21 protein-coding genes and 1 tRNA gene are annotated in these 21,385 nt (G+C 29.9%); 13 read left to right on the forward strand and 9 right to left on the reverse strand.

Annotated features, from left to right (window positions below; translation table 11 throughout):
* Positions 1-104 precede the first annotated feature (104 nt).
* From L8X30_RS05045 to L8X30_RS05055, 3 genes are all read right to left on the reverse strand, one after another.
* Positions 105-180: transfer RNA gene (locus L8X30_RS05045), tRNA-Val, on the reverse strand.
* Positions 181-225: 45 nt separating this feature from the next.
* A complete protein-coding gene (locus tag L8X30_RS05050) occupies positions 226-1,416 on the reverse strand; it encodes a replication-associated recombination protein A (protein ID WP_263679316.1) in 1,191 nt (396 codons plus the stop codon).
* On the reverse strand, positions 1,413-2,588 hold the full coding sequence (locus tag L8X30_RS05055) for a YdgA family protein (protein WP_263679317.1): 1,176 nt from the start codon (positions 2,586-2,588) through the stop codon (positions 1,413-1,415). The genes L8X30_RS05050 and L8X30_RS05055 overlap by 4 nt, the downstream gene beginning before the upstream one ends.
* A gap of 131 nt (positions 2,589-2,719) precedes the next feature.
* Here L8X30_RS05055 and glmM point away from each other — a divergent pair, with 131 nt between their 5' ends.
* Genes glmM through hemJ form a run of 3 tightly spaced genes read left to right on the forward strand, consistent with a single transcriptional unit; the run spans position 2,720 to position 4,948 of the window.
* Entirely contained in the window at positions 2,720-4,057 is a 1,338-nt protein-coding gene (glmM, locus tag L8X30_RS05060) for a phosphoglucosamine mutase (protein WP_039629248.1), read from the forward strand.
* Complete coding sequence (gene lspA / locus L8X30_RS05065; RefSeq protein ID WP_263679319.1) at positions 4,050-4,505, forward strand: signal peptidase II; 456 nt, start codon at positions 4,050-4,052, stop codon at positions 4,503-4,505. Before glmM ends, lspA begins: the two co-directional genes overlap by 8 nt.
* On the forward strand, positions 4,499-4,948 hold the full coding sequence (gene hemJ / locus L8X30_RS05070; RefSeq protein WP_263663669.1) for a protoporphyrinogen oxidase HemJ: 450 nt from the start codon (positions 4,499-4,501) through the stop codon (positions 4,946-4,948). Before lspA ends, hemJ begins: the two co-directional genes overlap by 7 nt.
* 25 nt (positions 4,949-4,973) lie before the next feature.
* Here the strand turns inward: hemJ and L8X30_RS05075 are convergent, their stop codons facing one another.
* Complete coding sequence (locus L8X30_RS05075; RefSeq protein WP_263679321.1) at positions 4,974-6,311, reverse strand: coproporphyrinogen III oxidase family protein; 1,338 nt, start codon at positions 6,309-6,311, stop codon at positions 4,974-4,976.
* A gap of 74 nt (positions 6,312-6,385) precedes the next feature.
* Between L8X30_RS05075 and L8X30_RS05080 the strand changes: the two genes are divergently transcribed.
* The gene (locus L8X30_RS05080; protein WP_039627274.1) at positions 6,386-6,577 is read left to right on the forward strand and encodes a mini-MOMP protein; all 192 of its coding nucleotides are present in this window, start codon (positions 6,386-6,388) and stop codon (positions 6,575-6,577) included.
* 18 nt (positions 6,578-6,595) lie between these two features.
* Here L8X30_RS05080 and L8X30_RS05085 read toward each other — a convergent pair whose 3' ends face one another.
* From L8X30_RS05085 to ccoG, 5 genes are all read right to left on the reverse strand, one after another.
* Positions 6,596-8,038: an efflux transporter outer membrane subunit gene (locus L8X30_RS05085; protein WP_263679323.1), complete on the reverse strand. Its 1,443-nt coding sequence runs from the start codon at positions 8,036-8,038 to the stop codon at positions 6,596-6,598.
* Positions 8,031-11,153, reverse strand: a complete 3,123-nt coding sequence (locus tag L8X30_RS05090; RefSeq protein WP_263679325.1) for an efflux RND transporter permease subunit — start codon at positions 11,151-11,153, stop codon at positions 8,031-8,033. The genes L8X30_RS05085 and L8X30_RS05090 overlap by 8 nt, the downstream gene beginning before the upstream one ends.
* Complete coding sequence (locus L8X30_RS05095; RefSeq protein WP_263679326.1) at positions 11,153-12,250, reverse strand: efflux RND transporter periplasmic adaptor subunit; 1,098 nt, start codon at positions 12,248-12,250, stop codon at positions 11,153-11,155. The genes L8X30_RS05090 and L8X30_RS05095 overlap by 1 nt, the downstream gene beginning before the upstream one ends.
* 81 nt (positions 12,251-12,331) lie before the next feature.
* Positions 12,332-12,958, reverse strand: coding sequence for a TetR/AcrR family transcriptional regulator (locus tag L8X30_RS05100; protein WP_263679327.1), 627 nt, complete (start codon positions 12,956-12,958; stop codon positions 12,332-12,334).
* Positions 12,955-14,331 carry a cytochrome c oxidase accessory protein CcoG gene (gene ccoG / locus L8X30_RS05105; RefSeq protein ID WP_263679328.1) on the reverse strand — a complete coding sequence of 459 codons (1,377 nt, stop codon included), beginning with the start codon at positions 14,329-14,331 and terminating at the stop codon, positions 12,955-12,957. Before ccoG ends, L8X30_RS05100 begins: the two co-directional genes overlap by 4 nt.
* A gap of 183 nt (positions 14,332-14,514) precedes the next feature.
* Between ccoG and rpsU the strand changes: the two genes are divergently transcribed.
* The 9 genes from rpsU (at position 14,515) to L8X30_RS05150 (ending at position 21,339) form a co-directional block, all read left to right on the forward strand.
* Positions 14,515-14,727, forward strand: coding sequence for a 30S ribosomal protein S21 (gene rpsU / locus L8X30_RS05110; RefSeq protein ID WP_002780697.1), 213 nt, complete (start codon positions 14,515-14,517; stop codon positions 14,725-14,727).
* 41 nt (positions 14,728-14,768) lie between these two features.
* Positions 14,769-15,374: a LysE family transporter gene (locus tag L8X30_RS05115; protein ID WP_263679329.1), complete on the forward strand. Its 606-nt coding sequence runs from the start codon at positions 14,769-14,771 to the stop codon at positions 15,372-15,374.
* Positions 15,375-15,446: 72 nt separating this feature from the next.
* A complete protein-coding gene (locus L8X30_RS05120; protein ID WP_263663661.1) occupies positions 15,447-16,064 on the forward strand; it encodes a UPF0323 family lipoprotein in 618 nt (205 codons plus the stop codon).
* Positions 16,065-16,073: 9 nt separating this feature from the next.
* Complete coding sequence (locus L8X30_RS05125) at positions 16,074-17,246, forward strand: glutathionylspermidine synthase family protein (RefSeq protein ID WP_263679330.1); 1,173 nt, start codon at positions 16,074-16,076, stop codon at positions 17,244-17,246.
* Positions 17,246-18,178 carry a D-2-hydroxyacid dehydrogenase gene (locus L8X30_RS05130; protein ID WP_263679331.1) on the forward strand — a complete coding sequence of 311 codons (933 nt, stop codon included), beginning with the start codon at positions 17,246-17,248 and terminating at the stop codon, positions 18,176-18,178. The genes L8X30_RS05125 and L8X30_RS05130 overlap by 1 nt, the downstream gene beginning before the upstream one ends.
* A complete protein-coding gene (locus L8X30_RS05135; RefSeq protein WP_263679333.1) occupies positions 18,168-18,659 on the forward strand; it encodes a YajQ family cyclic di-GMP-binding protein in 492 nt (163 codons plus the stop codon). The genes L8X30_RS05130 and L8X30_RS05135 overlap by 11 nt, the downstream gene beginning before the upstream one ends.
* On the forward strand, positions 18,656-19,135 hold the full coding sequence (locus L8X30_RS05140; protein ID WP_263679334.1) for a hypothetical protein: 480 nt from the start codon (positions 18,656-18,658) through the stop codon (positions 19,133-19,135). The genes L8X30_RS05135 and L8X30_RS05140 overlap by 4 nt, the downstream gene beginning before the upstream one ends.
* A gap of 8 nt (positions 19,136-19,143) precedes the next feature.
* Positions 19,144-20,856 carry an ATP-binding protein gene (locus tag L8X30_RS05145; RefSeq protein WP_263679335.1) on the forward strand — a complete coding sequence of 571 codons (1,713 nt, stop codon included), beginning with the start codon at positions 19,144-19,146 and terminating at the stop codon, positions 20,854-20,856.
* Between the two features lie 63 nt (positions 20,857-20,919).
* Positions 20,920-21,339 (forward strand): PepSY-like domain-containing protein, encoded by a 420-nt coding sequence (locus L8X30_RS05150; protein ID WP_263679336.1) that lies wholly within the window; start codon positions 20,920-20,922, stop codon positions 21,337-21,339.
* The last annotated feature ends 46 nt before the right edge of the window (positions 21,340-21,385 follow it).

Raw genomic sequence — 21,385 nt, forward strand, 5'->3', positions numbered from 1 at the left:
TAACACAAAAGAAATTAATTGAAATCAAAGATCATTTAGTTTGTTTATATATAGCATTTTGAAAGCATTTTTTGGAAATTAAAGAAATCGAAAGAAATAAAAAATGGTGGCTCCGATTGGACTTGAACCAACGACCACCACCATGTCAAGGTGGTGCTCTACCAACTGAGCTACGGAACCAAAAAATGAAAATTATATAAAAATATTTTTACATTGTGCTTAAAATCACTTTTTAACTTTTTTCATATCGTTTAGCCATAAGTCTAGCTGCGCTTCAAAACCTATGCCTTTGCTATGATAAAATTTCAAGTCTTTTTCTAGATATCTTTGCTTAACCCAGCCACCAAAATCATGTGGGTAAAGGTAGTTTTTTCTTTGTGGGTTGTTATTATCAAGATAAGGAAGTATTTTTAATGTGGGGTTGTTTTGTATATAATTTAGCGCTTCATTTATAGCAAGATAGCTTGAGTTTGACTTAGGCGAACTTGCTAAAAATACCACACATTGAGCTAAGATGATCCTAGCTTCAGGATAGCCTATGTTTTTTACTGCTATGAGTGTGCTTGTGGCTAGATTAAGTGCTTGTGGATTTGCATTTGAGATATCTTCACTTGCAAATATCACTAATCTTCTAGCGATGAAATCCGCACTTTCACCCCCATCAATCAACCTCGCAAGATAATACAAACTCGCATCTACATCACTTCCTCTTAAGCTTTTTATCATAGAACTAGCTAGTTTATAGTGTGTGTCTTTACTTGAAGTACCATCGCTTAAAACATTTGCTCTTAATTTTTTTAAAGTTTCAAGTGTGATATGAGTGCTATCTAAAGCCAAAGCAAACTCACATAAATTTAAAAAGCTTCTTGCATCATTTGCACTAGAAGTGATTAAAAAGTCTTTGGCATCATCATCAATTTTACATTGGAGTTTTTCTTGTACCTTTGTGGCAAGTTTTTCTAAGTCTTTATACTCTAAACCTTTAAATTCAAAAAGCATACTTCTGCTTCTTATGCCTGAAGTTAAAGTAAAGTAAGGGTTTTCAGTGCTTGCACCTATGAAAAGGCATTTTTGATTTTCCAAAGGGATTAAAAGCATTTCTTGTTGGGTTTTTGAAAGTCTATGCACCTCATCGATAAATATCAAAGGTTTGTATAAAGAATTTTCATAATTACTTAGTATTTTTCTAAGCTCTTCAAGTTTAAAATTTCCTCCATCAAACTCATAAAAGTCTAGTTTATACTCATACGCTATTGCTCTTGCAAAAGAAGTCTTCCCGCAACCTGCTGGGCCAAAAAATATACTATGAGGGAGTTTTGAAACTTGTATGAATTTTTTAAAAATTTCTACTAAATTCTCTTGTCCTAAAACCTCATCTAAAGTTTTAGGACGAAAAGTTAAGCTTAAATTTGTCATTGTGGATCTATGATGAGTCTTTCACCATTAATGATAGTTGTAACATCACTTTTATTAGAATCATCATAGATAAAATCAAGCACATACGAGCCATTATTATCTACAAAATAAGTATCAAAATTTGCAAAATCAGGCCAAATTTGACTAGGAAGAATTTCAGTGTTTGCGTGAAATTGTGATTTTATATTATTTTCAGTGAAAATAGTTTGTCCATTTGCATCAAATTTTTTACCTTCTTTTTCAAAGCTTAGGTTATTTAAGATGATTTGAGGGTTTGCTTTTAAAAACTGACTTGCTAAAAGCATCATAGAAAAAATATCAGTGTTTGAATTTTGCACTAAGCTATCATAAGCTTTTTTAGAAAGATTGTTAAAATTCATATCTAAGTTAATGTTATTTAGCATAAAGTTTTCATTTACAAGGTTAAATTTAGCTAAATCTAGTTTTAAAACACTATCATAATCGTTTTGAGCATTTTGAGCTGTTTTTGCAAAAATTTTTAATTTATCAAAGTCAAAAGCAATAGAACTTATAAAATTAGCACTATCAATGCTTATATTTTGCTCACTATTTCTACTAGGGCTAAAAATATCACTAAAACTTAATTTTTGTATAGGAAATTCAGAAATTTTGATATTTTTTGCTTCTAATTTTTCTTCATGAGATAGTTGTTCTAATAAAACATAACCTAGATTAAGCTCCATATTTTTTACAAATTCCTCAGAACCTGTAATCTTAAAAGATGTATTGTTTAAAACTAAATTTGTATCATTGCGGGTAAAATTAATATCATTTATTTTTGCATTGATGTTAATGTCTCCACCTTTTGCACTAACTAATATTTTAAAGATTTCTTCATTTGGGAAAATGCCTTTTAAGTCTTCATTTTCATTTAAAATAGAAACGATGGCATTATTACTTGCAAAAAAATTATTAGAAAAATCCACATTCACTTTAAAACTATAAGGCAAGTCATTTAGTGTAGCTATAAAACTTCCTTTGGAATTTAAAAGTCCTTTGGTATAGTTAGCATCTTCAACACTATAATATGCTGTATCTTGGCTCATTTGAGCAAATATTTTTCCATTGATAGTGTTAATGTAAGAAGCTGAGGTAAAAAACCCTATAACTAATAAAACAACTACTACAACCCCTGCGATGATTTTTTTCATTCATTTTCCTTAAGTGAAAGTTTAAAAATTATATATTTTTATTACTAACTAATGCTTATAAAATTCTCACATTTATACATTACTTAACTTTTTTTCTTATAATTGCACTATTTAAAATCAAAGGTAAAAAAATGAAACTTTTTGGAACAGATGGAGTACGCGGTAAAGCAGGGGAGTTTTTGGACTCGTTTTTAGCTATGCGTTTGGCTATGGCTGCTGGAATTTATTTTAAAGACAAAGCCCTTACAAATAATATCTTAGTAGGAAAAGATACAAGAAGAAGCGGTTATATGATAGAAAATGCTATCGTTTCAGGGCTTACTTCTATAGGATATAATGTTATAGAAATAGGTCCTATGCCAACACCTGCTATTGCGTTTTTAACTGAAGATATGCGTTGTGATGCAGGTATTATGATATCAGCTTCACATAATCCTTACTATGATAATGGTATTAAATTTTTTGATGCACACGGAAATAAACTTGATGAGCAAGCAGAAGCAAAAATAGAAGAAATTTATTTTAATGATAAACTCATAGAAGAAGCAAGAACAACAAAATCTCAAATTGGTCAAGCAAAAAGAATTGATGATGTGATAGGAAGATATATTGTTTCTATAAAAAATTCTTTTCCTAAAGAGCTGACTTTAAAATCTTTGCGCGTTGTTTTAGATGTGGCTCATGGAGCTTCTTATAAGGTAGCACCTACGGTTTTTAAAGAACTAGGTGCAGATGTGATTGTGATCAATGATAAGCCAAATGGTTTAAATATCAATGAAAATTGCGGGGCTTTACATCCTTTAAATTTAGCTTTGGAAGTAAAGAAATTTAGAGCAGATGTGGGCTTTGCTTTTGATGGGGATGCGGATCGTTTGGTTGTTGTGGATGAAAAAGGCGAAGTAGCTCATGGAGATAGTCTTTTGGGTGTTTTAGCTTTATTTTTGAAAAAACAAGGCAAGTTAAAATCAAGCGTGGTTAGCACTATAATGAGTAATGGTGCTTTAAAAGAGTTTTTAACTAAACATAAAATCACACATGAAACTTGCAATGTAGGCGATAAATACGTGCTTGAAAAACTCAAAGAATGTGGTGGAAATTTTGGCGGAGAGCAAAGTGGGCATATTATCTTTAGTGACTATGCAAAAACTGGAGATGGTTTGGTAGCTGCTTTACAATTTAGTGCTTTAATGCTTAGTGAGGCAAAAAGCGCAAGCGAAATTTTAAATCAAGTTAAGCCTTATCCACAACTTTTACATAATCTTAAAATTTCAGAGAAAAAAGACTTAAGCAAGCTTGCAGGCTTAGAAGAGTTGAAAAAAGATTTAGAAAAAAAAGGAATTGCTAGTTTGTTTAGGTATTCAGGTACAGAAAATTTAATACGCTTATTGCTTGAAGCAAAAGACATTAAGCTTTTAGAAAAAGAAATGAAAGCTGTGGAAAGCTTTTTTATGAAAGCATTGAATGCTTAAAATCCTGTCTTTAAAATCCTGTCTTGTTTTTGCTTTAGTTTTTATACTAGATCAAGCAAGCAAGTATTTGTTTTTACAAGGACTTGAGTATAAGGGTGAATTTTTTGATTTAGTTTTAACTTATAATACCGGTGTGGCCTTTTCAATGTTTGCATTTTTAGGAGAGTATTTAAAATACATACAGCTTGTTTTTATTTTGGCTTTGTTTGGGTATTTGCTTTATCAAAAAGAGTTTCTTAAAACACATTTGATCGCTTTTGCCATTATGCTATCTGCTGGGTGTTCAAATTTACTTGATCGCTTTGTGCATATAGGTGTAGTGGATTTTGTATTTTGGCATAAGTGGTTTGAATTTGCTGTGTTTAATTTAGCTGATGTGATGATAAACATTAGCGTAGCTTTGATTTTAATAAAAGAAATTTTTAATAAAAAAGGAGAAAAATGTTAGATTTTTTGAATGAATGGTATTTATGGATTAAAATGGTGCATTATTTGGCTTTTGTTTCATGGATGGCTGGAATGTTTTATTTGCCAAGACTTTTTGTTTATCACACAGAGCATAAAGACAATAAAGGCTTTGTGGAAGTGGTGAAAATTCAAGAAAGAAAATTGTATTTTTATATCCAAACTCCTGCTATGATAGCTACTGCAATCACTGGAAGTTTGATGATGATGGCTAATAAAGATGTGTTAATGGTAGGTGGATATATGCATGCTAAATTAACCTGTGCTTTACTTTTAATCATTTATCATTTGCAAAATTATTATTATTATAGACAACTTCAAAATGATACTTGCAAAAAAAGTGGGAAATTCTTTAGAGCTTATAATGAAATTCCAACAATATTATTTATAATCATCGCTATTATGATGGTGGTAAGACCGTTTTAGTAAAAAGCCTTTTTTTAAAGGCTTTTTATCCTTTAAACTCCATACTTTTAAAATCAAGTGGATCAACATTTTCTTGCATGATATTAATGCGTTCTTTATCTTGTAAGCGTTTATCATCTCTAAATACAGCACGCACTAAATCCATACCGGTGTAAAAATCTTTCATTAATACCATAAACAAATAACGTCCAAATTCACTTGTATATAAAGTATTGTTTTCTTTTTTTATAGCTTTACTTAGTTTAAGGCCTAAAAGTTCGATGAAAAGATCTTTTTCTAAATTACAATCTAAAGTTTTATTAAATTTATCAATCTCGATTTTACCAGTAAACATTTCGGTTAAAAAGACATATTTGATGATTTCTTTTTTACCAAAATTAGCTTTAGCAATATTTGCATTTTGTTTTTCTTTGATGAGTTTAGAATAATCATTTAAATTAAAAGCATTGATTAAAAGTTCTCCATCTAAAAAGCTAAAAGCCCCACTTCCAACGCCTAAATACTCATGATGGCTACTTACATACTCATCATTAAAGCTACTTTTTTCTAAAGAAAATGACCATGCATTATTTCTTTCATAATCTTTGAAAAAATCTACAATGATTTTATAAAACTCAAATTCATTATCTTTAAAACTTACTCCTAAAGTTTTTGCGATATTATCTTTAGTTAAATTGGATTTCATCAAAGGATAAGTTGTGATTTGTTGAGGTTTTAAACTCTTGGCTATTTCTAAATCATTGAGTAATTGCTCTTTGGTTTGAGAAGGAAAATTAAAAATCAAATCAAGACTCATAATAGGAAGCACGCCTATGGCTTTAGAGAGTTTTTCTTGAAGTTCTTTACTTGAACCAAATTTATGATATCTTGCTACTTTTTTTAAAGTATCATCATCAAAACTTTGTATACCGCAACTTAAACGATCTATAAGCCCTTTAAACATTTCTAATTTTTTCGGGTCAATATGGTTTGGATCGGTTTCACAAGAAATTTCTTTGATGTTAAATAATTTTTTGCAAAGTTCTAAAGTTTTAGCAAGCTCTTCTTCGTTGATTAAAGTAGTACCACCACCCACATACATAGAAGTAAAATCAAATCCTTTATCTTTGACTTGTTTGATTTCTTCTCTTAAACTTTCAAAATATCTTTTTGCTAAATCTTCATTGTAATAATACTTATGAAAACTACAATATGGGCAAAAAGTATGACAAAATGGTATGTGAGCATAAAGCATATAAGATTTTTTTGGATTAACTTTTTTTTCTTGTCCTTCTTTTAAAAGTTTCACATCAAAACCATTTTCTAAAGATTTTTGCATAGCTTTGTGTGAGTAAGAAAGAGCTAAGTTTTGTAAAAAATTCATATTTTTCCTAAATTTTCATTTTGTAGTTATTTAAAAAGACTATAATTGTATCATATTTTTACAAAGGCTTTATAATGAAAAAGATTTTTATAGCATTTTTTGTATTTTTATTAGGGCTTATAAGCGTGTCAAATTCTGCGCCTTTAGATGAAATTTTTCAAGATGTTAATGTTTCAGGTAGTATGCGTTATCGTTTTGAGCATAATAGCCCAAAAGATAGAGGAAATAATAATTTTAATCAAAGAATTCAAATTCAAATGCATTAACAACTAAGCCTTAAAGACTTAGTCGTTATAAAAGTTTTCCTTTAAGTTTTCTTCCATAGCTTTGATGTTTTCTTTTGATTCTTCTTTAGCGTTAAATCCTCCACCAAAAGCTTTCATAACATCTACGATAGAATTTGCAAGCTCATAAGATGAGTTAGTATAAGAAAGTTTAGCATTTAAGTAATTTCTTTGATCTTGTAAAAAATCAGCCAAGTTAATCACACCATTTTCATATCTTAAGGTGGAAATTTCATAAATTTTACTTTGAGCTAGAAATAAATTTTTATAATTTTGCTCATTCTCATAATAGCTTTGGCGGTTAAATAAAGCAAGTCTTATTTCCCCAAAGGCTGTTTTTAAGGTATTTTCATATTGTAAAAATGCTTCATCTTTGGTAAGTTTTGCAATATTAACATTATTCATAATCTCACCCCAATGAAAAATCGGCATTGCAAAATTTCCAGCTACATTCCAAGTATTGCTTCCATGTTTGACTAAAAGATCTAAATCATTGCTTTGAAAGCCCAAAAGTCCTGTTAAAGAAAGGTTTGGTAAAAATGCAGTTCTAGCTACTCCAACAAGATAGTTTTTTTCTTCTAAAGTTTTTAAACTAGCTTGTACATCAGGTCTTTGAAGTAAAATTTCACTACCAATGCCCTCAGGTATGCTAAGTTCGTATTGTCCTATTTTTTTATACTTTATGCTATTATAAAGTATATCATCAATATCATTTGAAGTTAAGATTTTTAAAGCTTTGGTGTTAGCTTCTTTTTGAATTTTAGCATTTGTGAGTAAAACTCTTGAATTTTCAAGCTCAGCTTTAAATTTGTTAAGCTCATACTCACTAATTACTCCAAGTTTAAAATGCTCTAATTTTAACTCATAAGTTTTTTGATAACTTTGGGTTGTTTCTTCTAAAATTTTTACTTGCTCGCTTAAGCTTGCTAGATTAAAATAAGTTTTTACTACATTAGAAATTAAGCTTAATCTCGCACTTTCATAGTCAAACTCACTAGCTTGTAATTTTGCTTTTGAAGCACCATAAGTATCTCTGTCTTTGCCCCATAAATCTACTTCATAGCTTAAATTTAAACCCATGTTAAAATCATTACCATAGACAAATTCATTACTTTTGTTGCTTGGAGCATTAATGCTAGTTTTTCCTCTTGCTCCACTAGCACTTCCATCAAGCTTAGGAAGCAAATCACTTCTTGCTATACCTAAAGTTTCATAAGCTTTTTGTAAATTCATATATGCAATTTGCAAGTCATTATTGTTTTTTAAAGCTTGATCAACTAAGGTGTTTAAATAATTATCATTAAAAGCTTTCCACCATTGTTTATTAATGCTAATGTTTTGATCTAAACTTTTAGTGTAATTTACATCTTTGATTTCTAAATTTGGTTTTAAACTGCAAGCTGTTATTAAAAAACAACTTGCAAAAATTATTAACTTACGCATTGATTTTACCTCTTTTTTTATCAAGCCATTTATTAAAGCTTTCTAGTAAATAGAAAAATAAAGGCACAAAGAAAATGGCTATAGTAGAAGCTGCTATCATACCCCCTATAACACCTGTGCCAATTGCATGACGGCTTGCACTTCCTGCTCCATAAGCAAAATATAAAGGTAAAATACCACAAATAAATGCCAATGAAGTCATTACAATAGGTCTAAATCTTAATTTTGCCGCACTAATAGAAGCTTCAAAAATACTTTTTCCTTTTTTAAGGTGTTCTTCCATAGCAAACTCAACAATCAAAATGGCATTTTTAGCTGAAAGACCTATTAAAAGTAAAAGCCCTGTTTGAAAATATATATCATTTTCTAAGCCTCTAAGCCATACAAGAAGTAAAGAACCAAATACCGCAAAAGGTACAGCAGTGATTACCGCTAAAGGCATGAGCCATCTTTCATACTGTGCTGCTAGAATTAAAAATACAAATAAAAGTCCTAGCGCAAAAGCTACTTGACCTGCACCACTACTTGTGACTTCTTGATAAGCCGAACCTGCCCAGGCAATAGAATAATCCTCTCCCAAAGTTTCTTTAGCAACTTGAGCAATAGCATCAATTGCTTGTCCTGAAGTATAACCAGGAGCAGGATCGCCTTGCACTAGTGCTGATGGGAACATATTAAAGCGTTTTACATCATCAGGTCCAACTCCTCTATGAAGTGTTAAAACGCTATCTAAGGCTATCATAGAACCATCTTTTGCTCTAACAAAGATGTTTTTTAAGGCATTTTGTGTATTTCTAAAATCTCCAATGGCACTAATATTTACACGATAATTTTTCCCAAGCATAGAAAAATCATTTACATAATAAGTTCCTATAGTAGCATTTAGTGTACTAAATACATCAGCTAAATTTAAACCATAAAGTTTTACTTTATCACGATCAATTTCTAATTTTAATTGTGGGAAATTAGTATCAAGCGTTGTTCTTACGTTGTTAAGCTCAGGACGTTTGTTTGCTGCTTCAACTAATTTATTTACATCTGCTTGAATTTCATCATAGCTTTTACCACCACGATTTTGTGCATACATTTCAAAACCACCAGTTAAACTTAAGCCTTGGATTGGCGGTGGATTAACAAAGAAAGTTTGGAAATTTGGATTTAAAAAGTATTGTTTGTTATACATTCCTGTTAAATCAAAACTACTAGTATCTCTATCGTTCCAATCTTTTAAATTCACAAACATTGCACCGGCATTTTCTTTTAAAGAGCCTGTGAAAAGATCATAACCTATAAGACCTACAATATTTGTTATGTTTTCATTTTTGCGTAGTTCTTCTGCCATAGCATCCATGGATTGAGTAGTTCTATTAAGAGAAGATGCTGCTGGTAGATTAACAATAGTTAAAAAATTTCCTTGATCTTCAGCTGGAACAAGTGAGTTTGGTACTAATTTAAATAATCCATATAAACCACCTATTAAAAGAAAAAATATTATAACAAAACGTACAGTTCTTTTAAGTATATAAGCTACACCGGCTCCAAAAACTTCAGTAGACCAATCAAAAATATCATTAAATTTTTTCACAAAATAAAATGGTTCACCCTCGTTTCTTTTCAAAAAAATCGCACACAAAGAAGGAGTTAGAGTTAAAGCCACAAAACCTGAAATTGTAACTGAAATTGCCAGAGTTATAGCAAATTGTCTTTGAATTTCTCCCACAAAGCCAGATATAAATGAAACAGGTATAAATACTGCACAAAGTACAAGAACGATAGATACAACAGGTGCAGCAACTTCATCCATGGCTTTAATAGCTGCTTCTTTTATACTTATATTTGGATCTTCATGCATGATTCTATCGATATTTTCAACCACAATAATCGCATCATCAACAACAATACCAATGGCCAAAACTAAAGCAAAAAGTGTAAGTAAGTTAATGCTAAAGCCTAAGACATATAATCCTGCAAAAGTTCCTAAAATAGAAACAGGCACAGCAATCATAGGTATGATAGTTGAGCGGAAATTTTTTAAGAATAAATACATTACAATCACAACCAAAATAAGTGCTTCAAAAAAAGTTTTTACCACTTCTTTAATAGAAGCTTTAATAAATATAGTTGTATCATAAGGTACTTTATAGGCTAAGCCCTCAGGAAAACTTTTAGAAAGTTCTTCAAATTTTTTCTGTACTAATTCAGCTGTACTTACTGCATTTGCTCCAGTTTGTAAGAAAATCAAAATAGGAGTTGCATCATTTCCATTTAATCTACCATTGAATGTATATTCTCTTGAGCCCAAAGAAACTTCAGCCACATCTTTAAGTCTTAAAAAAGAGCCATCGCTATTTGCTCTTATGATAATATCTTCAAATTCTTTGGTGTTTTTTAACCTTCCTTGCATAGTTACTGAATACACATAAGGAGATCTTTCTACTACAGGCTCTTGACCTATCTTACCAGTAGCATATTGAGCATTTTGCTCACTAACTGCAGCAATAACATCAGTTGCAGTAACTTGGTATTTGTTTAATAAATCAGGATTGAGCCAAATTCTCATAGAATAATTTCTTGAGCCAATAGCTACAGCATTACCCACACCAGGAACCCTAGCAAGATCATCTAAGATATTTAATGCAGCGTAATTATATACTTCAAGTGAATCCATAGAACCATCAGGGGAATATAAAGTAGCAACCTCTAAAATGCTTGAACCAGTTTTTCTTACACTAACACCGGTTTTTTTAACATCTTCAGGTAGTTTTGCCATAGCAGCTGAAATTCTATTATTAACATCAACTGTTGCTTGGTCAGGATCTGTACCTATATTAAAATACACACTTAAACTCATATCACCTGAAGAGCTTGAAGTTGAATCCATATAAATCATATTTTCAACCCCATTGATTGCATCTTCAAGAGGAATAGCCACTGTTTGAGCCACTGTTTGAGCATCAGCACCTGAGTAATTTGCACTTACTTTTACAACGGGTGGAGTTAGAGAAGGGTATTGTTCTACAGGTAAAGAATAAAGCCCTATAATCCCTGCTAAAGAAATGATAATAGCTACAACAGAAGCAAATACAGGTCTTTCTATAAAAAATTTAGAAAACATTATTTATTCTCCATTACGCTAACACTTGCACCAGGACGGATTTTTTTGAAGTTATTTAAAATCACTTTATCACCATTTTTTAAGCCCTTGTCGATGATTGCTTTATCAGAAGTTTGATAGATAACATTAACAATAGTTTTAACTACTTTTCCATCTACTAAGGTATAAACATAAGTAGCACTATCATCTTGTAAAAGCGCAGCTTGAGGAATTTCAAAACCATCTTTTTGAACAAAACCACCAACATGAACATTTGCAAAAGAACCAGGCATTAAACTTGAGTTATTATTATCAAAAATAGCCTTTGCTTTTACCCCACCACTACGAGTGTCTATAACGCTATCTATAAAATACAATTTTCCATTGAAAAGCTCACCACCAACATTAGCTTGCACTTGGATATTTTCTAATTGCCAGTTGCCACTTTGAATATTTTTATTCATATTGATTTTATCTACATCAGAAATATAAAAGTCTGCAAAGATTGGGTTAATGTTTGTAATGCGTACAAGCTCAGTTGATGAAGCATTTACATAATCACCCACATCCATTAGCGCATCTCCTAAAACCCCATCAAATGGAGCGCTTACCACGGTGTATTTTAAGTCTAATCTTGCATTAGCAAGCTTTGCTCTAGCGCTTTCTAAATTAGCCTTGGTAGAATTAAATTTAGCCAAACTTGCATCAAATTCTTTTTGTGAAATAGCATTTTTTTCTATTAGAATTTGATCTCTTTTGAAATTTTTTTCAGCATCATCAAAATTTGCTCTTGCGACTAAAGCATCTCCATAAGCCATATTTACATTTGCTTGGTATTTATCAGGCTCTATAAGAAAAAGCTTATCGCCTTTTTTAACAGCTTGGCCACTTTTGAAATATTTTGCTTTGATTTCACCGTTTACTTTAGGCTTGATCACCACATCTAATTCAGTGCTTAATCTTGCAGGATAGGTAAATTCTAAAGGTAAATTAGCACTTTGCATAGTCATAATACTTACAGGTTGAGGAGGGAGTTGTTTAACTTGTGCGTTTTTATCATCTGAGCATGCTACAAATATCAGCGAGGCACAAGCTAGAGTTAAAAGTTTTGTTTTCATTGGTTTCCTTAAATTATTTATTTAGCTAAAAAAGTAATTTATATTACAAAATTGTATGATTGTTATTCTATCAATCTTTGGTTAATTAAAATTAACAATTCCTTGAGTAAAAAGCTTAACAACTTTTTTTGCATGATTTTCTTGCTCTTTTTTACTCATTAAAACCTTGTTTTCAAAAGTACTTTGTATAAAAAAGGTTCCCCTAAGCATAGCACAAAATGTATAGCTTAAAAATTCAGCATTTTTGGCTAAATTTTCATTATTTTCTTCTTCAAATCTTTTTTGAAGTACATATTCCACTTCTTTTCTATTGCTTCCTTTAAACCACCTCCCAAAATCAAATTTTTCATTATAAATTTCAGAATATAAAAGCCTTACTATAGCTATGGTTTTAGCGTCATTAAAAATTCCCAAATAAGCTTTAGCAAATTGATATAAAAATTCTTCTAAATTAGCATTGGGTGAAAGTTGCATATTTTTTTTCAAAATAGCTAGAAAATGATTTTCTGCAAAATCATTTAAAACCGCTTCAAATAAACCTTCTTTACTTTTAAAATGCTCATATACACAAGAAAATGAACCACCAGCTTGCTTGATAATATCTTTAAGATTAGTTGCTTCGTAGCCGTTTTCTAAAAACGACTCCGCAGCAATTTGTTTGATTTTTTCAAGCCTTGCTTGAGATTTTGAAGAAAGTTTTTTTATCATTGGTGTTTTTTGTGCTCTATAATTGAGTTTTTAGGATAGACAAAATTACTTTCTCTTGTGATTATGATATTTTTATCATCAAGCGCATATGCTTGAATAATTAAAGGTATTACGGTATCTTTTCTATCGTTATCAGCTAGTTTTTTAGTAGCTTTTAGTACAACTATTTGTTTATCTTTTTCTCCGGCTTTTAATTTAAAAGGTTTTTTTGGTCTAATGATTTCTAAGCCATCATCAATGCCTTGTAATTTCACATCAAAATAATACTCATGAACTTTATTATCAGTGTTTTGGAATAAAAATACATAAGCATTGCTAATAATTAATTCTCCATCATGTGCTTTTCTAATTTGATAAAGCTCACTAGAACGATTAATATTTAAAAGCATATTTTCTTTTTTGCTTCCCATTAAAACTAAGGCTGCAAAAACACCACATAAAACTACTAAATATCCGATAGTTCTAAATCTGAAATATTTTACCTTCTCTCTTGTTTCAATAGCTTTTGCACTAGTCCAATTAATCAAACTAGGGCGGTCAAATTTAGCTTGAATTTTCGAGCAAGCATCGGCACATTCAAGACAATTAATACACTCAAGTTGCATTCCTTGGCGTATATCTATATGTGTAGGGCAAATTTTTACACAGGCTTCACATCCTATGCATTCACCTTGTGGTGGTTTTTGATAAAGTTTAGTATGCCCATCATAAATCACTCCGCCTCTTTTATCATCATAAATGACTTGAACGGTATTATTGTCAAACATTACAGATTGAATTCTTGCATAAGGGCATACATAAACACAAAATTTTTCGCCCAAATACACTATATCAAAAGTAAAGGCCAAAGAAGCGCAAAATAAAATTCCCAAAAGCAATAAATGATCAGCAGGATTTTGAATATATACAAAAAAATCTTCAGGTGGTACAAAATACCATAAAAAAGCACTCATCATTAATAGAGAAAAAAGATAAAAAATCACAATGCTTAAAGCTTTTTTGATAAAAAATCCATCTACTTGTTTTTGTTTGTTTGCTGTGCTTTTGTGTATTTTAAATATTTTTGTTTGCAATAAATCTCTATAAATAACCCTAGCAATGGTTTGAGGACAACTCCATGCACACCAAATTCTTCCTGCTAAGGTAGTAACAAAAAGTATGGTTAAAAACATACCCATAATAAGAAATGGCATTAAATAAAGCTCTTGGGTATCAAAAGCTATAAAAAATAAATTAAGTTTTTTATGATCAAAACTTAATAAAAAGAAATGATTTCCATTGATTTTGATAAAAGGCAAAGCAATGAAAATAACCATGGAAATGATATAAGCTATATATCTTTTCTTAGTATAATTAGTGACACAGGCACTCATTTTGATTTCCTTGTAAAATATTTTTTAATTGTAATACTAGAAAAATTAAACCAAACTTTTTCTTAATTAAGAATTTATGTTTAATTTTTATTTATGTAATTATTACAAAAATAAATTTTATTTTCAAGTAAAATTATGGTATAATCAAAACTTTCAAATTTTTAACGAAAGGTGGTGAGGGTCGTGCCAGGAATCAAGGTACATCCTAACGAGTCTTTTGATGAAGCGTATAGAAAATTCAAAAAACAAGTAGATAGAAATCTAGTTGTTACTGAAGTTCGCGCAAGAAGATTTTTTGAGCCTATGACTGAAATTCGCAAAAAACAAAAAATTTCAGCACGCAAAAAAATGCTTAAAAGACTTTATATGCTTAGACGCTACGAGTCAAGACTCTAATACCAAAAAGCCGAATTTTCGGCTTTTCTTCGATTATTTTTATGTTTCTTTGGATTTTAATCATTCATTTTTTTGGACTTATTTTACCAGGACCTGATTTTTTCTTAGTAAGTTCTTGTGCTTTAAGAGAAGGTATTAAAAGTGCTTTAAAAGCGAGTTTGGGTGTGAGTTTAGCTATGAGTGTGTGGATTATACTTTCTATACTTGGTTTGAGTGTGATTTTTCATCAATTTCCATTTTTGCAAATCGTTTTGTCAAGTTTTGGAGCTTGCTATCTTTTGTATTTAGCTTATGGGATTTATAAAAATGCAAAAAAAGGTAATATAAAAGTTCAAAAAACTCATATATCTGCATTTTTAAGTGGCGTTATAACAAATTTATCAAATCCAAAAGTTATTTTTTATTTTGCTAGTGTTTTTGCAAGTTTTGATTTTGCCCAAATGCGATGGATGTTGATAATATTAGTGTTTGTTTTGATCTTAGAAACCATAATTTACTTTTCTTTGATTTCTTTATTATTTTCAAAACCTTTCATGGTAAGAATTTATCAAAAGAATTTAAAACTTATTGATTATTTAAGTGCTTTTATATTTTTTGCTTTTGCTGTATTTATTTTAAGTAGTAATTTAATGATTATGATAAATTAAAGCAATTAATTTTTATTAATACTTTTTTTGTTAAAATCTTATTAAGTTAAACTTATAAATTTAGGAAAGATTATGAAACATATAAAAACTATACTTAAGCTTAGTATGATAAGCGGTATTGCTGCTATAAGTGGCGGTGCTTTAAGTGCGTGTAGCAACAATACAAATGATTCTAATAATGCATTAAGCCAAGCAGCAAATACTCAAGGTGCTTTTGTTATCATTGAAGAAACCGCTCCAAATCAATACAAAATCAAAGATCAATTTCCAAGTGATGAAACTAGGGTGGTTTTAAAACAACTTGATGGAACTGAAAGAGTTTTAAGTAAAGAAGAAATGGATAAATTAATCCAAGAAGAAGCTGCTAAAATAGACAATGGTACTTCAAATTTAACAAATCCAAATAACGCTCAAATGAGTAGTGGAGGGCTTTCTTTAGGTGAAACATTGCTTGCAAGTGCAGCTGGTGCTATACTTGGTAGTTGGATAGGTTCAAAGCTTTTTAATAATCAAAATTTTGCAAATCAACAAAGAGGAGCATTTTCAAATCAAAGTGCTTATCAAAGAAGTGTAAATAGCTTTAATAAAGCAAGTACAAGTGCTACTTCAGGCTCGAGTGCGAAAAAATCAGGCTTTTTTGGTGGTGGTTCTAAGGCTACCTCAAGTTCTTCTAACTCTTTTGGATCTTAAGGGTAAAAAATGAATTTTTTAAAAGTAAATCCTTTAGAAAAGTCATATTTAGATCAAATTGGCTTTTCATGGCATACAGATAATGATGGGAGTGATTATTTAGATTCTAATTTAGTTTGTGTTAAAGAAAGTGAAGCAAATGCATATTATGAAGCAGTGAATGAGCTTTATGATATGTTTGTGGCTGCTGCGCAAGAAGTGATTGATAATGATCGTTTTGATGAGCTTGGAATTCCTTTTAATTTGGTTGATGCAATTAAGATGAGTTGGGAAAATGATGTGCATTGGCATTTATATGGTAGATTTGACTTAGCAGGTGGACTTGATGGTAAGCCTATAAAGCTAATAGAATTTAATGCTGATACCCCAACATCTTTATTTGAAAGTGCTATTTTACAATGGGCTATTTTAAAGCAAAATAACCTAGATGAAAGCTCGCAATTTAATAATATATATGAAGCCTTAAAAGATAATTTTAAAAGACTTATCACTTTAGAAGAAGATGTAAGTGAGTTTGAAAAATATTATGAAGGTTGGAAGATATTATTTTCTTCAATTGCAGGCAGCGATGAGGATATGATCACAACCAAACTTTTAGCACACATTGCTAGTGAAGCAGGTTTTGAGAGTGAGTTTTCTTATATTGATGAGGTTGAATTTTCGCCCGAAGGTGTTTTTAAAAATGATGTAAATTTTGAGTATTTTTTCAAACTCATTCCTTGGGAAAGTATAGCCATAGAAGAGGGTGAGCTTGCTATGCTTTTAACTCAAATCATGCAAAATCAAAAGGCAATCATTTTAAATCCTGCTTATACTTTACTTTTTCAAAGTAAGGGTATAATGAAAATTTTATGGGAGCTTTATCCAAATCATCCTTTATTGCTTGAAACAAGTGATCAACCTTTAGTGGGTAAAAAATGTGTTAAAAAACCTGTTTTTGGTAGAGAAGGAGCCAATGTTTCTATTATAGAAGCTAATGGAGATGTAAGTTTTGAAACAAAGGGAGATTATCAAAATAATCGCTTTGTATATCAAGAATTTGCTGAGTTTAATAAAAATGAAAGTGATTATTATCAAGCAGGAGTTTTCTTTGCTTATGAGGGTTGTGGATTAGGTTTTAGAAAAGGTGGTTTGGTACTTGATAATTATTCTAAATTTGTAGGACATATAGTAAAAGATTAATGAAAATAGTATGTTTAGATGCTGCTACCTTAGGTGGAGCAGATTTAACGGTTTTTGAAAGTCTTGGTGAGTTTATAAGTTATGATTTAACTTCTAAAGATGAGGTTATTGCAAGAATAGCTAATGCGCAAGTTGTGATGATAAATAAAATCATCATTAACAAAAAAGTGATTGACAACACTAACCTAAAGCTTATTTTACAACTTGGTACAGGGGTAAATAATATAGATGTAGCTTATGCAAATTCTAAAGGTATAGTGGTAAAAAATGCAGCTAGTTATTCTACAAAAAGTGTTTTAAGCCATACCTTTGCTTTGCTTTTTGCTTTTTTAAATCAAATTCCATATTATGATAAATGGAGCAAAGAAGGCAAATGGTGTGAGAGTAAAATGTTTTGTGATTTTAGCAAGACCTTGCATACTTTAACCGGTAAAAAACATGGTATTATAGGACTTGGAGCTATAGGTAAGGAAGTAGCTAAGGTTTCTCAAATGTTTGGTTCTAAAATTTGTTATTATTCTACTTCGGGGACTAATAATAATGATGAATATGAAAAAGTAAGTCTTGAAGAGCTTTTAAAAACTTGTGATGTAATTAGTATTCACGCACCTTTAAATGATAAGACAAAAAATTTATTAAGCAAAAAAGAGCTAATGCTTTTAAAAGATGAGGTTATTTTGATTAATGTGGGGCGCGGTGGAATCATCAATGAAGCAGATTTGGCTCAAGTTATGAATGAGAAAAATATCAAAGTAGGGCTTGATGTGCTTGAAATAGAACCTATGATTAAAAATCATCCTTTGCTTAGTATTAAAAATAAAGAAAATTTAATCATTACTCCACATGTTGCATGGGCAAGTGAAGAATCCATACAAAATTTAGTCCAAATTGTATTTAATAATCTTAAGGAGTTTATAGAAAATGGCAAGTGAACATAGTTTTGATATTAGCGGGGAAATTGACAAGCAAGAGTTAAAAAATGCTTTAGAGCAAGCTAAAAAAGAGCTTGATGGTAGATATGATTTAAAGGGCATTAAAAGTGAAATAGAGTTAAATGAAAAAGAAAGTGTTTATAAACTTATTTGCTCTAGTGAAGCAAAGCTTGAAGTGCTAAAAGATATTGTTATTTCAAAGCTTATTAAAAGAGGGATAAACCCTAATGGTATTAAAGAGTTAAGCAGGGAGAGTGGAGCAAATTTTAGACTGAATTTAAAAATTAATGACGCTATTGATGCTGATAGTGCTAAGAAGATTAACAAAGCCATAAAAGATAGTAAGCTAAAGGCAACTTCAAGCATTAGAGGTAATGAAATTCGTGTAGTTGGTAAGCAAATTGATGACTTGCAAAGCGTGATGAAAATAGTAAAAGAACTCAATTTAGAACTTAATCTTAGTTTTAAAAATCTTAAATGAAAACTTTACTTCAAATAGCTTTTTTGTGTTTTGTGTGTGTTTTTTTAAGCTCTTGTGCTTTAAAAAGTAAAACACAAGCACAAAGTGCTTATGTTATTTTAAAAACTCCAGAGTTTAAATTTGCTGATTATGGTTTTTTATATGAGGGAAAAAATTTTACAAGTTTAGAGCTTTATAGTGCTTCTAAAGCCTTACTTGAATTAAAAATTGGCGATAAAATTTGTGTTAATGGCATATGCTATGCAAAAACTTTTTTTAATAACAGATTTTTTAATAATGAATATTATGATGATTTTTTACAAGATCTAATTTACAAAAGACCTATTTTTTATGGAAAAAATAAACAAACTACTTCTTGTGGTTTTACTCAAAAGATTATAAGTAAAAATTATGATATTTTTTATGAAGTTTGTGATAAAAATATGAGTTTTAATGATAAAAAATCCAAAATCAAATTTAGCATAAAGTCAATATAAAGGAAAATATGAAAGATTTAAAACTTTTTCTTAATGATACTTTTAAAAGCAATATTTATAAAAACTTACAATGCAGCGAAGATGAAATTTTAATTTTAAAGCATTTATGCAAAAATTATTTGCAGGCAAATGCAAGTACTAATGCTTATAATCTTCTTAGCGAAGTTTTTAAAAATGATGAGTATGAATATTTAGATCATTTAAAAGATCTTAAAAATCTTATAGAAAAAGGTTTTATTGTTCAAATTTTTTCTGATTTTAAATCGAGTAAAAACTCAAGTTTGCTTTTAAATTTATTACAATGTGAGTTAAGTTTAAGTGAAGTTTTCTTACAAGTTTTAGAAAATAAAACCATACAAGATTATATGCAAGATCAAATTTATGAAGATCATATTGCATATTTAAAAGATGAATTTTTTAAAATCGAGCTTTATCAAAGATTGCGTTTTTTTGCTAAAAGCTCTCAAAGCAAGAATATTAAAAAAGATATAGCTATATTTGAAGCATACATTAAAGAGCGTTTAAAGAAAAGTAAAATTTCTAATGTTTTAGCAGAGATTTTTAAAGAATATGCTTTAAATGATAAAGAATGCTTGATATTTATTAGTTTATTAAAAGAAGAGTATTTGCTAAATACTGAAAATTCTTATAGTAGAGATTTTAATTTTTTACTTCATTTAATCAGCGAGGATGAGACTCAAAAGCAAGAAAATAAAGCCTTATTGGAAAAAGATTCTAAGCTACTTAGTTCAAATCTTTTAGAATATGATGAATTTGTTAATTCTTTGGGTGATATAGCTAAGATTTTTTATTTAAGTGATGATATTTTACAAAGAATTATTAATTTTAAAGAGCCAAAAAAGAATAAAAAAATTAAACTTCAAAATTTGGTTAAGGAGCAAGATATTTTTGAACTAATCGAGCCAAATATCAATATAGATGATGTTATTATGCCCCAAAGTACTAAAGATTTATTAGAAAGTATATTAAAACAACAAGATAAAAAGGTTTTAGAAAGATTAAATAAATGGGGTATAAAAACTAATAAAAATATAGAAGCTAAGATAATTTTCTATGGCCCTGCTGGTACGGGTAAGACTATGAGTGCGCTAAGTGTGGCAAAAGCTATGAAAAAATCCATTTTGAGTTTTGATTGCTCTAAAATTTTAAGTAAATATGTGGGCGAGAGTGAACAAAATGTAAGAAAGATTTTTGATACTTACAAAGAGCTTTGTCAAACAAGTAAGCAAAGCCCTATTTTACTTTTAAATGAGGCGGATCAGTTTTTAAGTACTAGAGTAGAAAGCAGTGGCGGTGCTGATAAAATGCATAATCAAATGCAAAATATTTTTTTGGAACAAATCGAGCGCTTTAGCGGAGTTATCATAGCAACAACTAATTTTTTAGAAAGTTTAGATGTGGCTTTTTCAAGAAGATTTGAGTATAAAATTGAATTTAAAAAGCCAAATTACGAACAACGCTTAATGATATGGCAAAAAGCTTTGCCTAAAAATGCTAAATTTGAAGGTAGTTTTGATTTAAAAAAATTAGCCTCATATGAATTAAGTGGAGCTCAAATTGTAATGGTGGTTAAAAATACGGCTTTAAAAGCGGCTATTTCTAAAGATGGTGTTTTTAAAATGAGTGATTTTTTACACACCATAGAAAAAGAAATAGAATCTTCATTTGATAAAAATAAGATAGTTGGTTTTAAAAATTAAAATTCACACAAATTTCACAAGCAAATAATATCATTCTTTCAATTTTTATTTAAAGGAGAAAAAATGAAAATGAAATTAATGTTGGCTAGTTTGGTTTGTGCAAGTTCTATGTTTGCAGATATGATTGTTAGTCCAAGTGCTTTACCTCAAAAGGCTCAAGAGTTTTTAAACACTCATTTTAAAGGCGTAAATGTAGGTTATGTAAAACAAGACGTGGATTCTTACGAAGTAAATTTGGTTGATGGAACAGAAATTGACTTTATCATTAATGGAGACTGGAAAGAAGTTGATGGTAAATACAAAGGCATTCCAACAGGATTTATCCCAAAAGAAGTAATAACTAAAGTACAAGCAGCGCAACCAAATGCAGCTATTGTAGAAGTAGATAAAAGAATAAATGGTTATAAATTTAGAACAAATAATATGATGGAAATTTATACAGATTTTAAAGGCAATATTTTAGGTCAAAAATTTGATGATTAATTCACTTAAATCCTTCATTAACTAAACCCATTAAGGGTTTAGTTAA

The sequence above is a fragment of the Campylobacter sp. CNRCH_2015_0338h genome (assembly GCF_025772785.1).
GTDB lineage: Bacteria > Campylobacterota > Campylobacteria > Campylobacterales > Campylobacteraceae > Campylobacter_D.